The following is a 15,331-nucleotide window of genomic DNA, read 5'->3' on the forward strand; positions in this document are numbered from 1 at the left end:
GGGTGTTTTATACCGGATTAGTGATAAACGAATCGCCGGAGGTATCAAAGGGGGTTCCTTTGGGAACAACTTTTACCTCAATGCTTTCCAGGCGGTAGCCGTAGCCGGAGGAGCCGGATTGTTCGCCGTTAGCTGCCCAACTCAGCCAGCCCAAATTTTGAACATGGGTACGGTAGTAGAGGTCAAATTGATTGGCATCGGCGCCGGTGAGTTTAATCTGAATGGCTTCCAGCCGTAATCCTGCTCCGGAAGTACCGCTGAGCTCGCCGTCATAACGCCAATCCTGCCAGCCGATGTCCTGGATATGGGTGTGATAGGCAATACCCAGGTCGTAGCCAGGATTATCCAAGAGAATTTGAATGGCTTCCAGGCGGTAACCTAAACCGGAAGTGCCGCTGAGCTCGCCATTTCGTTTAAAGAGCGGTTCCCAGCCAAGATTTTGAATATGGGTTTTATATAAGACCGATAAAGGTTTATCCGTGACAACCTTTTGTAAGGCCTGATCCAACTGGATTAAACCATAACCGAAGGCATCATCTTTGCCAGGATCACCCAGATCAAGCGCAGTGCTTGTCAGAGCCGTTTCGACATCGCGGGCACTTAAATCACCGTTGGCAGCCAGCAACACGCCGCAGGCACCGGCAACAATCGGAGCAGAGAAAGAGGTGCCACTGTCGCTTTTGTAACCATTAGAAATTGAGGTCGTATAGACATTTTCACCAGGAGCAGCCAGATCGACCATGCTGTTATACTGGGAGAAGGTAGCCCGCTCATTGGAACGGGTGGTAGCGGCCACCGAAATAACGCCATCGTAGGAAGCTGGATAAGAAGGGAGTCCGGCCTCCGGATCTGTTGGTTCTCCCTCATTTCCGGCTGCTGCAACCAGAACCTTGCCCCGGTCTTTGGCGTATGCAATAGCGGCAGCCTCGCTGTTATTGTATTCATAACCGCCATAACTCATATTAATGACTTTAATATCAGAGCGATCAGCAGCATCCATCAGAGCAGCGCAGATATTAGCCACCGAGAGACCCTTGGTTCCGACCCGGTAGGGGGCAATCTTTATATTGGCGGTGCCAGCGACACCAGAAAGACCGATGCCGTTATTGGCAGTAGCGGCAATAAAACCGCTGACCAGGGTACCGTGACCATCTTGATCCGTTACCGCATCGCTCTTGTTGACATAGTCATAACCGGCAATGATTCGGCCAACCAGATCGGGATGGCTGGTATTTAAACCGGTGTCTAAAACAGCGATACCAACGGTTTCAGAATTGGCTACCTGATCCCAGGTTTGATCAGCGCCAATGCTTACAAACTGCCAGGCGCTCCCATCGGTTACATACGGATCGTTTGGCAGGTCATAGGTTCTTAAGATACAATTGCGATCGGCCACCAGAACATTGGGGTTTTCATTGATGGTTTTAATAAAGGCATCGATGTCGACATCGCTTTTTACTTCTAAAACATCAACTCGATCTGAGATCGTTTCGCCGGAGACAACCTCATTGGTCGATAAAGACAGACTTTGAACATTTAAGGGACTGGTATTTTTGTAAATGATTACGACCTGCGAATCGATGTTTCCGGTGCTGTCCACATCAGGAATTTCGGACAGGGTATTGATAGTCATTTGCGCTTCCCCACTCACTTCACTGGGATTGTTTATAGCAACTGTTTTAGTTGATTCATTGGCTAGGATTGGGGCTGGCAGAAAAAACATTGACAGCACAATGCTAAACAAACACAGTAGGTGTTTCGTTTTTGGTTTCATGGAACTCTCCTTGGATCTTTATGTAGTTGCTGCAACGCGAACACAGAGTAACAACTCAAAATACTTATAAAATTATTGTAGCACAATTATCCCGTGATTACCTTATTTTTACTGGGTAATGAAGTCGAAATGAGGGATGATTTTGAAATTTATAAGCCTGGCTTGCGAATTGGTTTATTAAGACGAACTGTCGTTTCATCAAAAGAAAAGAAGCATCAATACGCAAGCCGGTATTTTTCGAAATATGAATCGAAAATCGAATTTTTACAGCTTCTTTTTCTTTTAAATAAACTATATAAATGTTAAAATGATTACAATTGAATGTGTTTACCTGACAGAAAAGAAATTCTGATTTGGAAGGAATTGGTTTGAAATTAAATCTGCGTCAGCAGGTTGTTTTATTGCTGCCTTCCTGTTTAACAGGAAGTTTTTTTTGAGTAATTTGAAAGGAGTGATCGAACATCGAACGTGTCGCGGTGCTAACTGCAATTTTAGAAAATCCACAGGAAGTGCAGGAAGCGTTTAATCGGATTATTGCATCCTATCAATCGCTGGTCATTGGTCGGATGGGCTTACCACTTTCGGATAAGGGCATCTCCATTGTTTGCGTCACCTTATGCGGTAATATGGACGAGATAAATTCTTTAAACGGTCAGTTGGGTAAATTAAAAGAAGTACATTCAAAATTAACTGTTTCAAAAAAAGAGTTTTAGAAAAGGATGAAGAAGAAAATGATTAAAAAAATGAACGCAAAGAAAATGATTGTTCTGGTTGGCTTGATGATGGGGATGATCCTGGCTTTTACTGCTTGTCAGGCAAAGCCGGCAGAACCACAAACTGTTAAGGTTGGAACCCTGGCAGGACCAACTGGAATGGGAATGGCCGAAATGATTGTTAACGGCGTCGATCTGGGAGAAAATGTGACCACCGAATTTACTGTGGCCGGTGCACCGGATCAACTGACGGCCAGTGTGATCAGCGGAGAATTTCAGCTGGCCGCCCTGCCCAGCAACCTGGGCGCAGTGTTGTTTAATAAAACGGAGGGACAGGTTGTTCTGGGATCGGTCAACACCTTGGGCGTGCTTTATATCGTTGCTGATGAAACCGCTGGGGTAGCCAGTATCGCTGATTTAAAAGGAAAAACCATTGTTGCCAGCGGACAGGGCTCAACCCCGGAATATGTGCTGAATTACTTACTGAAAAAAAATGGCTTGACACCAGGTGTTGATGTCACCATTAATTATGTGGCGGAACACAGTGAAGCAGTCACACAATTGGCGGCTGGACAGGCCACCATTGCGATGATTCCGGAACCGTTTGTGACGACGATTACAACAAAAAAACCGAATATCAAAATCGCTGTGGATATGTCAGAAGCCTGGGAAGCGGCCAGCAACGGTTCGCAACTGCAGATGACAACATTGGTTGTTAATAAAGAGTGGGCTGAAGCGAACCCTGAGGTGCTGAAAAAATTTATGGAAGCCTACGAAGCCTCCATTGATTCAGTCAATGAGAACCCGGCCGAAGGGGCGAAAAATATTGTGGCAGCCGGGATCATGACCGATGCGACCCTGGCTGAAAAAGCGATTCCCAATTGTAATATTGTCTTTATTCCAGTTAAAGAGGCGCAGCAGTCTTTAAATGAATACTACACCATATTAGCTGGTTTTGAACCAAAAGCTGTTGGAGGAAAAGTTCCTGGTGAAGAGTTCTACGTTCTTGGAAAATAAAAGACCGTTCAATACGATCATAAAAAAAATAGGAGTCGCCATTTTTTGGGTGCTTCTTTGGGCCCTGGCAGCCTGGTGGGTCGATAGCCCACTGGTGCTGCCATCGCCGCTTAAAACCCTTGAAGGTGTGATTATCCTGGCAGGGGATTTTGAGTTTTTTGTGAGTATCGGGGCAACTCTGCTACGGGTTTTCGGAGGGGTTTTTATTTCAGTGGCGCTGGGTCTGGTGCTAGGTCTGGCTGGCGGACTTAACAAACCTTTTTATGAGATCATGAATCCGTTTGTCAGTACCATTAAATCGTTGCCCGTGGTTTCGGTGATCATTCTGATTAATCTGTGGATTGCCTCGGGGTTGGTACCCCTAGTAGTCACCTTTCTGATCTGTTTTCCAGTCACCTGGACAAATGTCGTACAGGGGGTGAGAACCACCGATAAAAAGCTGTTGGAGATGGCTAAAATTTATAACGTTGATCAAACTAAAATAATCCGGGATATTTATGTACCATCGGTTAAACCGTTTGCGGTTTCAGCACTGATGAATGCCATCGGTCTGGGCTGGAAGGTTACCGTTACCGCCGAAGTGCTGGCCAATGCCTTGCCATCAATCGGGATGAATTTGTATTATGCCAAAATATATCTGGAAACCGATTTGCTGTTTTCCTGGACGCTCGTCATTGTGATTTGCAGCCTTGCCATTGAAAAGATCACCCTCCATGTGATTGGAAATAATCGAAAGGGGGAGGGACAATGTCCATTGTCATAAAAAACCTCAGTAAAAAATATGGGGCAGAGACGATTTTTGAGAACTTCAATTTGGTGATTAAAAAAAATAAAATAACTGGCATTCTTGGTCCCTCCGGGGCTGGCAAAACCACCCTGCTCAATCTTTGTAGTGGTCTGGAACAGCCTGATTGTGGAACCATAGCAGGAATTAACTTCCAGTCGATCTCATATATTTTTCAGGAGCCCCGCTTGCTGCCCTGGCGCACCGTCCGGGAAAATCTCCGTTTTGTCTTTAAAGAAAAATCAATTAAGATGCCGGGTCCTCATGATGCCGACATCGATGCGATGCTGGAATTGGTAGGTCTGGCAACGGTGGGAGACCATTATCCTTCGGAACTCAGTGGGGGGATGCGCCAGCGGGTTTCGATTGCCCGGGCATTTCTATACCCTTCTGAATTGTTGTTGATGGATGAACCCTTTAGCAGTCTGGATTGTGCGCTTAAAAATCGTCTGATCGACGATTTTTCAAAGATCTGGGCCCAGGACAAACGGACGGTGATTTTTGTCAGTCACAATGAAGATGAAATCAGTCGCTTGGCTCAGGAAGTGTTGACCTTTTCTGACAAACCGGTTCAGCTGCTCAGCAGAGAAATCCGGGTTTGATTGTAATCAAAATATTTAAATTGAATGGAGTTACCTGGTGAAAATTGTTAAGTCGTATGTTAAACTGAATCGATAGGCAAAAAACTAATTTAAGGAGAAGTCAATATGAATAAAAAAGCAATAATTGCGAAGAAAGCCCCGGCGGCAGTAGGGCCATATTCACACGCTTATTTAGTGGGGGATACCTTATACACGTCGGGTCAGTTGGGTCTGATTCCGGAAACCGGTGAATTGGCAGAAGGCGTAGCGGAGCAGGCTAAACGAGGTTTGGACAATTTGAATGCTGTTTTGGAAGAGGCTGGATTCAGTCGGAGCGATATTGTTAAAACCACGGTGTTTCTGGCAAATATGGCTGATTTTGGGGTGGTCAATGACATTTATGCCGAATTCTTTGAAGGCCAGGCAGAGTATCCTGCCCGTTCCTGTATGCAGGTAGCGGCTTTGCCCAAGGCAGCACTTTTCGAAATTGAAGCCATTGCTGTAAAATAAGATTACTAATGCAAAAAAACAGATCGAATAATTTAAACGCCCATGGTCATGCCGTTTCGGCAAATGATCATGGGTATCTTATTGACTGAATGTGACGATGAAAAAAGCGAGGGGAAGTTTGAACAAAAAATTGCAGAACTATGTGTCACTGGTAGATTTTTTAGCCGATTTTATGGGCGATAATACGGAAGTGGTACTTCATGATCTGACGGACTGGCATCATTCCGTGATTGCGATTCGCAATGGCCATATCAGCGGTCGGAAGGTTGGTGATCCGATTACTGAAACGAATCTGAGAATTCTCAGAAGTGAAGTGCACAAAAAAGTACCCTATATGAACAATGATCCCAAAAAATTCAAGAAGAAAGAATCAATTAAATCGGCATCATGGTTTATTAAGGATGAAAATGACGTTTTAATCGGGATGATCTGTATCAACTCGGATTGCCAGGACTTAATTGCCGCCAGAGAACTCTTGGATAAGATGATCCGGCCACCGCTCGTAGAGACCGCTGAACAAGAAAAAGGCCCGGATAAAATAAACATTGATGTCAAAGAATTGGTCGACAATAATTTAAATCACATCTCCCGGGATCTGTTGAAAAAACTGAAGTCTTTATCCAAGGATGAAAAAATTGAACTGGTCGGAAAACTCAATGAGATGGGTACTTTTTCGGTTAAGGGCACGGTCTGGTATTTGGCCAAGTGTATGGGGGTATCGGTGCCGACTCTGTATCGTTATCTTTCAGCAACAAAAAAATGATTGTAGTAAGCAGCGACGATTTTAATTATATGGGTAACGGTTAAAATGATAAACGCAACGTTAAAATGGTTAAGGTTATTCTTAATCAGAATAAAAATAAAATTATTTTTATTTAATCGTTTACTTTTTGCCTGAAAGATGTTATATTGATATCAATAATTCTCATTTTCACAATAATTTCCAGGAAGACCTCAGGCTTAGCCTGAGGTTTTTCCTTTTTTGACGGAGAAAAAGCTGTTATGAAGATGGAGAATTGAGTCTTAAGGAAATCTTGTTTCAATTGAGCTCCAGGTGAGAGAATTTACAAATCTTTTAAAATAGCATATAATATTGATATTACAAACAAGAAAACAATTGCCTAAATATAAGAGAAATAGAGGTGCAATATGACGAGTCAGTTAAATAGCGATAATCTGCCGGAACATATAGCCATAATCATGGACGGTAATGGCCGTTGGGCGAAGGCGAAAAATCGGCCCCGGTTATTTGGCCACAATGCTGGCATGAAGACATTAAAGAAAATTGTCCGGGCATCCTCTGATGCTGGAATAAAAATAATTACTATGTATGCTTTTTCAACTGAGAATTGGAAAAGGAGTCCCGAAGAAGTTGATGGACTGATGAATATTGCGGTTGAGTATTTTCATAAAGAAGTTGGCGAACTCCATCAAAACAATGTTAAAATTAATGTCATCGGCAACGTAAATGGACTGGCAAAAAAAGTCAGAGAAGCCGCTGTAAAGGCTATGAGCACCACCGCAGAAAATACTGGGCTGGTGTTAAATATTGCCCTGAATTATGGTGGCAGAGATGAAATTCTTCATGCCGTCAAAGCACTGATCGCTCAGGGGATTGATCCGGAAGCCGTGACAGAACAGCACATCAGTGATCAACTTTACACCAAAGGTCAACCAGATCCAGATCTGTTGATTCGGACCGGTGGGGAAAGCCGGCTTAGCAATTTTATGCTGTGGCAGATGGCCTACTCCGAATTTATGTTTACAGACGTTTATTGGCCTGATTTTGAAGTCGACGTCTATTATGAAATGATTAAAAATTATCAGAAAAGGAATCGGCGCTATGGATCGGCCGAGTAGCAGTCTTGAGAGTCGTCGGGCAGAACGGGCACTGGCTGAAAATCGACGGGCTGAAAAGAGCTCTATGAAAACCCGAATCTGGACTGGGGTCATTGGTCTGCCGTTGCTTATTTTTATACTCTACACCGGGGGATTTATCCTGGTTGTCGGCGTGTCAATCCTGGCATTTGTCGGAACAATGGAGTATACCCGAGCCATCAATAAAATGATTCGGCCTAAAATGAATGTGGTTTTAATGATTATCCTGATGGTTATGCTAATGGTGACCATCAAACTGGATTATTACTTTCTGATGCCGGTTCTGCTGGTGGCCTTTATCATTATTTTCTGTTATGAAATCTTATCAGGAAATGCGGGAATTGAGCGTGGTAGCGCTACCCTGATGGGACTTATTTATGTGCCGATTATGTTTGGTCACCTGTTTTTGTTTGAAACGGTTAACAAAGGGCCTTACTATATGTGGCTGATTTTCGTGATTGCGTTCACAACTGATACAGCGGCATATTTTATTGGTAAATCAATCGGCAACCGCAAGATCGCTCCTTTGATCAGCCCAAAAAAAACCATCGCCGGTTCAGTCGGTGGTGTTGTCGTTGCGGCCTTGTGTACCATTCTTTACGGCACCATTCTGAGTTCCTATTTCAGTTTTGTGTTGCCCTGGTATTTATATCTGGTCGTTGGGGTTTTTGGTAGCATCGCCGGACAGTGTGGCGATTTAACCGCCTCAATGATCAAGCGAAAAGCCAAAATTAAAGATTTTGGCACCATCCTGCCCGGTCATGGCGGAATTTTGGATCGCTTTGACAGTATCCTATTTATCATTCCGCTAATTTATATTTTTGCCAAACTAACCATTGGCATTGCGTAGGTGAAAATTTGAATCTCTATACCATCCTGATTACACTACTGATTTTATGTGTCCTGGTGATTGTACATGAACTGGGACATTTTATGGTGGCCAAAAAAACCGGCATCTTTGTCGAAGAGTTTGCCATTGGCATGGGGCCAAAACTGTTTGGCCGACAGGGCAAAGAAACCCTGTTCACAATTCGGGCCTTTCCGGTGGGTGGCTTTTGTAAAATGCGGGGCGAAGAACCGGAATTTGATACAGACGGCAACCTGATTCCCAGAGATCCCAATATCCCTATTGATCCCCGCAGTTATGAAGCCAAAAGCCGGGGCCAAAAGCTGCTGGTACTGGTGGCCGGTTCGGCGATGAACATCATTTTTGCAGTGGTTTGCCTGGTTGTGGTGGCCCTGTTTACCGGTCATACCAATGTCTTTGATGCCATCGGCACGGCCTTTTTAAACACCTGGCGGTTTTCCGGTCTGATTTTTCAGAGCTTTGGGATGTTGTTTACCGGCCAGGTGGGTCTGGATCAACTGGCTGGTCCGATTGGCATGGTATCGATGGTGGATACCTTTTTACAGAGCGGACTGATTATTTTACTGGCCTTTACTGCCATGCTCAGTGTCAATCTGGGGATCATCAACCTGTTTCCATTGCCAGCGCTGGATGGCGGACGGATCTTTATTATTTTGATTGAAATGGTGGTGCGCCGGAAACTCAGTCCCGAACTGGAAATGAAGATCAATTATTTTGGTTTTATCGCCTTGATTGCCCTGGCAATTCTGATTGCTGTGAATGATGTCATGCGTTTGGCGGCATAGGAGAGGGATATGAAAATACGAAAAAAGACCCGGGTGGTCAACATCGGCGGGGTAGCCATTGGTGGTGAAAACCCTATCGCCATCCAGTCAATGACCAATACCGATACCAGAAATATCGAAGCGACGATTGCCCAGATTAATAGTCTGGAAGCTGTTGGCTGTGAGATTGTCCGGGTGGCTGTACCTGATGAAGCGGCGGCCAGAGCGATTACCGGGATTAAAAAGGGCATCGGTATTCCCCTGGTGGCGGATATTCACTTTGATTATCGACTGGCTTTAAGTGCCATGGAAAATGGGGTTGATAAGTTGCGCATCAATCCAGGGAATATCGGTTCGGAACAGGGCATCCGGGAAATTGTTGCCATGGCCACTGAACGGGACATCCCGATCCGGATTGGCGTCAATGCCGGTTCCCTGGAAAAAGAAATCCTGATAAAAAACGGGGGTCAGGCCACCCCGGCCGGGATGGTCGCGTCAGCCCAACGCCACATCCAGATTCTGGAAGATGCTGGCTTTGATAATATGGTGGTTTCGATGAAGGCTTCGGATGTGCGCTTCACCATCGAATCCTATGAACAATTTTCTAAAAGTTATGATTATCCACTCCATCTGGGGATCACTGAGGCCGGAATCCTGCGTAGTTCGGCGGTTAAATCCGCTCTGGGCATCGGCTATCTGCTTCTCAATGGATTGGGGGATACCCTGCGGGTGTCAATCACTGGTGATCCCCGGGAAGAAATCGAGGTTGCCCGGGATATTCTCAGCGACATTGGCTTATACACTGGCCGTCGACCCCGGGTTGAAGTGATCTCCTGCCCCACCTGTGGCCGCACTGAAATTGATCTGATCGGTATCGCCGAAGAAATTAATAAGCAGCTGCGAACCGTTGAAAAAAACATCAAGGTTGCGGTGATGGGTTGTATTGTCAATGGCCCCGGGGAAGGCAAGGCCGCGGATATTGGCATTGCTGGCGGAAAAAATAAAGCAGTATTATTTAAAAAGGGTGAAATAATAAAAAGCATTGCCGAGGATGAAATTATCTCGGTGTTAATGGATGAAATAGAAAAAATGTGAGGCGAGATCTTTGAGTATTTTAACCCGACGACAGGAACGATATCAAAAAATAATAGCGGATTATCATCTGATTACCGATAGTATAAAAATCAATTCCAGAAACGAGGAATTGATTTTTAAATTTTCCAGTCCGAAAAAACAAACGGACACCGAATTTATCAAAAAAGAAATGCAGGAAATATTTGATTATGCCAAGGCCCTGGAAATCGAGGTGGCACCACTAAACTATCAGGATGGTGAGCATCTTCTGGCTACCGATGGCCAGGGGGTCAGTCAGTTGTTGATTGGCATCAATCAGAAGATTGCCAATATTCTGCTGATTAATACCCTGATTGCCGAAGGCAATACCTTTTATGTCCGGGGGCGATCCACCGGAGAACTGGATGGTGAAGCGCTGGCGATTTTTACGGGTCGTTTTAAACGACTGATTGCCGAGCATTATGGTCTGGAAGGGGAATTGGTGGTGCGTTTCACCGATGAAGGCTCGGTGGCAGAAAAAAGTCAGCAGGATCTGGAAAAGCGATTGGCGGCCATTAAGCCGATTGCTTCAAGCAGCAGTGCATCCAATTCAGGCGCTACCCAAAGCCCGGCCAAACTTCCCAAGGCTGAAAAGCCCGGCGATGTGGTCATTGGAAAAAAAATAACCAATTCCTGGGATTGGTTGAAGAATATCGATTTTAATATCAACGGCGAATCGGAAGGAAAAAGTGTGGTCATCCGGGGCTGGGTGTTTGGAGTCAATACCCGGCCACTGAAAAATAATAAGACCTTGCTGACCTTTAATATCACCGATAATACCAACAGTATTACCGGCAAACTATTTACCGACAAAGAAGAGGTCATCGCTGGAATCAACGAAGGCTGCTGGTATCTGGTAGAAGGCAAAATCAATTATGATGAATATTCCCAGGAAATGATGTTATATCCCCGCAACATCAATCTTTCCAAAGAAACCATCAAAACCGATGATGCTCCAGTAAAACGGGTGGAGCTTCATATGCACAGCCAGTTCAGTGCCATGGATGCGGTCAGCAAGGTCGATCAGATCATGAAGCAGGCCGCCAATTTTGGTCATGATATCATCGGTATCACCGACCATGGTGTACTGCAGGCTTATCCGGAAATGATGGAACTGGGCCGCAAGAAAAAAATTAAGGTGCTCTATGGGGTGGAGGGGTATCTGGTTGAAGATCAACTGAACATGGTTTATGGCAATCAGGATCAGGATTTCTGTGGCGAATTTACTTTTTTTGACCTGGAAACCACCGGTCTGGTACCGGGTAATCATAAGATCATTGAAATTGCGGCGGTTCGCATTAAAAATAAACAAATCATCGACAGCTTTTCAACCCTAGTCAATCCCCATTGTGAAATACCGGCATTCATCACAAATCTGACCAATATCACAAATCAGATGGTGGCCGATGGGATGGAAGAACGGGCGGCACTGGAAAAATTCCTGGATTTTGCCGGTGAGACCATCCTGGTTGCCCACAATGCCCCTTTTGATATGAGTTTTTTAAATAAGGCCTTAGTTGATCATGGCATTGTTCGGGAAAATACTGCAGTGGATACCCTGGCTCTGTCCCGCTGTCTGCTGACCCAGATTACCCGCCATAATCTGAAAAAGCTTTGCTCACATTTTAAAATTGATATTCAGAATCATCACCGGGCCCTGGATGATGCGGCGGCATCGGCCAAGGTATTTGTCAAACTTTTAGATCTGGCTGAGAAAAAAGGCTGTACGTCAATCCAGGCCCTCAATACCCTGTCCAGCCGGGAACGGAGTATTCGTCTTAATGCCACCAACCATATTATTATTTATGCCAGAAATCAGGCGGGCATCAAGGATTTATATCGGATCGTTTCGGAGTCGCATCTCAATTATTTTTATAAAAAGCCGCGAATTCCCAAGTCACTGCTGGCAAAAAATCGGGAAAACCTCTTGCTTGGTTCGGCCTGTGAAGCTGGCGAATTGTTTTCTGCCATGGTTCACAATAAGTCTCAGGATGAGATCCAGCAGATCGCTAGCTTTTATGACTATCTCGAAATTCAGCCACTGGGTAATAATCAATATCTGATTGATAATAACAGTGTGGCGGATCAGGAGGCCCTGAAGACTTTGAACCGGCGGATCATTGCATTGGGAAAAAGTCTGAATAAGCCGGTGGTGGCCACTGGGGATGTCCATTTTGTCAATCAGGATGATGCCCTTTACCGGGAAATCTTATTTACCGGCCAAGGTTATAAGGATGCTGGCAAACAACCGCCGCTGTATTATCGAACCACCCAGGAAATGCTGGATGAGTTTGACTACCTTGATGACGAAACCGCCCGGGAAGTGGTGATTGATAATCCCCGCAAAATCGCAGCGATGATTGACGAGATCCTGCCGATTCCTGATGGCACCTATCCGCCAGTTATTGAAGGATCGGATGAAGAGATTCGAGAAATGGTCGAAGGCCGGGCCCGGGAGCTCTTCGGTCAACCGCTGCCGGAGATCGTTGAAAAACGGATTAAGAAAGAACTCGATTCGATTATTGGCAACGGCTACTCGGTCCTCTATCTGATTGCCCAGAAACTGGTTTACCATTCCATGGAAGATGGTTATCTGGTGGGATCCCGGGGTTCGGTGGGATCCTCCTTTGTAGCCACACTTTGTGGGATCACGGAGGTAAATCCGCTGGCGCCACATTATCGTTGTCCCAGCTGTAAACATTCCGAGTTTTTCAACAGCACGGAGGTTGGGGTGGGGCCGGATTTAAAAGACGCCGATTGTCCCCACTGCGGCGCCAAGCTTGATAAAGATGGCTTTGACATTCCCTTTGAGACCTTTTTAGGATTCGAAGGCGACAAGGAACCCGATATCGACCTTAATTTTTCCGGTGAGAACCAGGCCGAAGCCCATCGCTATACGGAGGTGTTGTTTGGTAAGGGCAAAGTCTTCCGGGCTGGTACCATTTCCACCATTGCTGAAAAAACAGCCTTTGGCTTTGTTAAAAATTATTATGATGAAAAAAATCTTAAAGTAACCCGGGCCGAGTTGGAGCGGGTGATCTCCTGCTGTGCCGGGGTTAAAAAAACCACCGGACAGCATCCCGGTGGGATTATGGTGGTGCCAACCTACAAGGATATTTATGATTTTTGTCCGGTTCAGCGTCCGGCCGATGACACCGAAAGCGATACCGTCACCACCCATTTTGCCTATGAATCCATCAGTGGGCGACTGCTGAAACTCGATATTCTGGGACATGATGATCCGACGATGCTTAAAATGCTCAAGGATTTTACCGGCGTCGATCCCGTGGGGATCCCGCTGGATGATGAAAAAACCATGAGTTTGTTCACCTCCACGAAAGCGCTGAACTTTAAGGATAATGATTTTGAGTCGCCTTTGGGGGTATGCGGAATTCCTGAATTTGGCACCAGCTTTGTCCGGGAAATGTTGCTGGACACCAAGCCGACAGCCTTTTCGGACCTGATCCGGATATCCGGCTTGTCCCATGGCACCGATGTATGGCTCAATAATGCCCAGGATCTGATTCGCGATAAGAAAGCCACCATCAAAGAAGCCATCTGTACCCGGGATGATATCATGATCTATCTGATCTATGCCGGTCTCGAGGCAAAAACGGCTTTTACGATTATGGAAGCGGTGCGAAAAGGCAAGGGACTGAAGCCGGAATGGGAAGAAGATATGCGCAAGAATAAGGTACCAGAATGGTATATTGATTCCTGTAAAAAAATCAAGTATATGTTCCCCAAGGCTCATGCGGCCGCCTACGTGACCATGGCCTTCCGGATTGCCTGGTACAAAGTTTATTATCCGCTGGCCTATTATGCTACCTATTTCTCGGTTCGGGCCAGCGAGTTTGATGCCCAGCTGATCAGTCAGGGCAAGGGGGTGGTGGTGCAGCGGATGAACCAGATTAAAGAACTGGGCACCAAGGCTTCCAACAAAGAAAAGTCACTGTTGACAGTGCTGGAGATTGCCCATGAAATGATGTGTCGGGGCTACAGTTTTAAAAATGTGGATGTCTATCAGTCTCATTTCAGTCAGTTCCGAATCATTGGGGATGCCCTGCTGCCGCCTCTGAATGCCCTGGAAGGAATCGGTGATAAAGCGGCTCAGCGGATCTTTGAAGAAGCACAGCTGCGCCCTTATATGTCCCGGGAGGATTTGCAGAATCGTACTAAGATCAGTAAGTCGGTGATTGAAACGCTTGAAAAACAGGGTTGTCTCAACCAGCTACCAGCTTCCAATCAGATTACCTTTTTTTAGCGGTGTAAAATGATCGATCCTTGCAAAAAAATCGTTTTATGCTAGAATAAGATCAATATCAGAGAGCGAGGAAGAAACGTTGGCTAATTATAAAACCGGTCTGGAAACAAAGCAAAAGATTTATGTAACTGCAAAACAGTTATTCTATGAATATGGATTTACAAAAACAACACTGGCACAAATCGCTGAAGACTCGGGAACAAACAAAGCGATGGTTGCATATTATTTCAAAAATAAGAACAACCTGGCACTGGAAGTGTATAATGAGTATATGGTTGCGAATAAAGTAAAAACCCAGAAGGCCATCGACGAAAAATTCCCTGGATGCAATGTGATGTTAAGAACCGCAATCGAGTTTCGGATACAAAATCGTAATTGTCGGTTGAATCGTCATTTGAACCAGTTTTATCATGAGTTGTGTGACACCAATACATTGATGAAAACGGAAAGTGCGTCGGTAGGGTTTGTCGAAAACATCAACCGGTCTTACAAGCTTGGACTTGACCGATTGGAAGTAAAGGCGTTGGCATTGGCAAATCTGGCTGTTGTTCATGGACTCCATGTCTCCCGGGATGATGGTTATCTGGACTGCAGCAGCGAGTATCTGGCCGAACTCGAAATTCGTTTGCTCTTTCAGAGCCTGCGATTTGAAAATAGCTTTATTGACCAGTGCATCGAAGAGTCTCGGGGGATGATTGATGCCATCCAACTTAAAGTTGAGAAAAATTTTATGGTCATAGCGGGTTAAGCATTTAGCAACTGCTTAACGATGCAAAAAAATACCATTGTTGCTGGTTTGAGATCAGCGAGCGATGGTATTTTTTTTGCGCAAATTTACGAAGCAGGAACGACTCCAAAAGATTAAACGTGTGAAATATACAAACTAATATTACAAATAAAGGTAAATATTAAAAAAATGATATGGTGATGATACGATTGAAATAATAAAAATTACGAAAAAGAAGCGATGTAAAAACGATTACTACAAGCATATAACAGTATAAAATCAATAATTAACAAAAAAAGAGGTGACAAAAACAGCAAAAGATGTTATTGTTTAATAAA

13 protein-coding genes are annotated in these 15,331 nt (G+C 44.9%); 12 read left to right on the top strand and 1 reads right to left on the bottom strand.

The window, feature by feature from the left end; all coding sequences use genetic code 11:
• Nucleotides 1–7 precede the first annotated feature (7 nt).
• Nucleotides 8–1,774: a S8 family serine peptidase gene (locus B3F51_RS07805; protein WP_286946425.1), complete on the bottom strand. Its 1,767-nt coding sequence runs from the start codon at nucleotides 1,772–1,774 to the stop codon at nucleotides 8–10.
• 476 nt (nucleotides 1,775–2,250) lie between these two features.
• Between B3F51_RS07805 and B3F51_RS07810 the strand changes: the two genes are divergently transcribed.
• The 12 genes from B3F51_RS07810 to B3F51_RS07865 all read left to right on the top strand — a co-directional run bounded on the left by B3F51_RS07810 (nucleotide 2,251) and on the right by B3F51_RS07865 (nucleotide 15,014).
• Nucleotides 2,251–2,487 carry a TM1266 family iron-only hydrogenase system putative regulator gene (locus tag B3F51_RS07810; protein WP_228882341.1) on the top strand — a complete coding sequence of 79 codons (237 nt, stop codon included), beginning with the start codon at nucleotides 2,251–2,253 and terminating at the stop codon, nucleotides 2,485–2,487.
• Between the two features lie 18 nt (nucleotides 2,488–2,505).
• A complete protein-coding gene (locus B3F51_RS07815; RefSeq protein ID WP_286946426.1) occupies nucleotides 2,506–3,504 on the top strand; it encodes an ABC transporter substrate-binding protein in 999 nt (332 codons plus the stop codon).
• On the top strand, nucleotides 3,494–4,267 hold the full coding sequence (locus B3F51_RS07820; protein ID WP_243134775.1) for an ABC transporter permease: 774 nt from the start codon (nucleotides 3,494–3,496) through the stop codon (nucleotides 4,265–4,267). Before B3F51_RS07815 ends, B3F51_RS07820 begins: the two co-directional genes overlap by 11 nt.
• On the top strand, nucleotides 4,252–4,890 hold the full coding sequence (locus B3F51_RS07825) for an ABC transporter ATP-binding protein (RefSeq protein ID WP_148637444.1): 639 nt from the start codon (nucleotides 4,252–4,254) through the stop codon (nucleotides 4,888–4,890). Before B3F51_RS07820 ends, B3F51_RS07825 begins: the two co-directional genes overlap by 16 nt.
• Nucleotides 4,891–4,995: 105 nt before the next feature.
• The gene (locus B3F51_RS07830) at nucleotides 4,996–5,379 is read left to right on the top strand and encodes a Rid family detoxifying hydrolase (protein WP_070371866.1); all 384 of its coding nucleotides are present in this window, start codon (nucleotides 4,996–4,998) and stop codon (nucleotides 5,377–5,379) included.
• A gap of 118 nt (nucleotides 5,380–5,497) precedes the next feature.
• Nucleotides 5,498–6,142: a helix-turn-helix transcriptional regulator gene (locus tag B3F51_RS07835; protein ID WP_070371867.1), complete on the top strand. Its 645-nt coding sequence runs from the start codon at nucleotides 5,498–5,500 to the stop codon at nucleotides 6,140–6,142.
• 386 nt (nucleotides 6,143–6,528) lie between these two features.
• Nucleotides 6,529–7,239, top strand: a complete 711-nt coding sequence (locus B3F51_RS07840; RefSeq protein ID WP_148637445.1) for an isoprenyl transferase — start codon at nucleotides 6,529–6,531, stop codon at nucleotides 7,237–7,239.
• Entirely contained in the window at nucleotides 7,223–8,107 is an 885-nt protein-coding gene (locus B3F51_RS07845; protein WP_148637446.1) for a phosphatidate cytidylyltransferase, read from the top strand. Before B3F51_RS07840 ends, B3F51_RS07845 begins: the two co-directional genes overlap by 17 nt.
• Before the next feature lie 8 nt (nucleotides 8,108–8,115).
• On the top strand, nucleotides 8,116–8,910 hold the full coding sequence (locus tag B3F51_RS07850) for a M50 family metallopeptidase (RefSeq protein ID WP_070371869.1): 795 nt from the start codon (nucleotides 8,116–8,118) through the stop codon (nucleotides 8,908–8,910).
• A 9-nt stretch (nucleotides 8,911–8,919) separates the two neighbouring features.
• Nucleotides 8,920–9,984, top strand: a complete 1,065-nt coding sequence (gene ispG, locus B3F51_RS07855; RefSeq protein ID WP_148637447.1) for a flavodoxin-dependent (E)-4-hydroxy-3-methylbut-2-enyl-diphosphate synthase — start codon at nucleotides 8,920–8,922, stop codon at nucleotides 9,982–9,984.
• A 10-nt stretch (nucleotides 9,985–9,994) separates the two neighbouring features.
• Nucleotides 9,995–14,266, top strand: coding sequence for a PolC-type DNA polymerase III (locus B3F51_RS07860; RefSeq protein ID WP_148637448.1), 4,272 nt, complete (start codon nucleotides 9,995–9,997; stop codon nucleotides 14,264–14,266).
• Between the two features lie 79 nt (nucleotides 14,267–14,345).
• A complete protein-coding gene (locus tag B3F51_RS07865) occupies nucleotides 14,346–15,014 on the top strand; it encodes a TetR/AcrR family transcriptional regulator (protein WP_070371871.1) in 669 nt (222 codons plus the stop codon).
• Nucleotides 15,015–15,331: the final 317 nt, after the last annotated feature.

It is taken from the genome of Acetobacterium sp. UBA5834 (assembly GCF_002435675.1).
Taxonomy (GTDB): domain Bacteria; phylum Bacillota; class Clostridia; order Eubacteriales; family Eubacteriaceae; genus Acetobacterium; species Acetobacterium wieringae.

What these genes read in the sequence shown, in the direction of transcription:
- B3F51_RS07825 (WP_148637444.1), top strand. Translation starts at nt 4,252, where the DNA reads ATGTCCATTGTCATAAAAAACCTCAGTAAAAAATATGGGGCAGAGACG.
- B3F51_RS07830 (WP_070371866.1), top strand. Translation starts at nt 4,996, where the DNA reads ATGAATAAAAAAGCAATAATTGCGAAGAAAGCCCCGGCGGCAGTAGGG.
- B3F51_RS07805 (WP_286946425.1), bottom strand. Translation starts at nt 1,774, where the DNA reads ATGAAACCAAAAACGAAACACCTACTGTGTTTGTTTAGCATTGTGCTG.
- B3F51_RS07815 (WP_286946426.1), top strand. Translation starts at nt 2,506, where the DNA reads ATGATTAAAAAAATGAACGCAAAGAAAATGATTGTTCTGGTTGGCTTG.
- B3F51_RS07840 (WP_148637445.1), top strand. Translation starts at nt 6,529, where the DNA reads ATGACGAGTCAGTTAAATAGCGATAATCTGCCGGAACATATAGCCATA.
- B3F51_RS07845 (WP_148637446.1), top strand. Translation starts at nt 7,223, where the DNA reads ATGGATCGGCCGAGTAGCAGTCTTGAGAGTCGTCGGGCAGAACGGGCA.
- ispG (WP_148637447.1), top strand. Translation starts at nt 8,920, where the DNA reads ATGAAAATACGAAAAAAGACCCGGGTGGTCAACATCGGCGGGGTAGCC.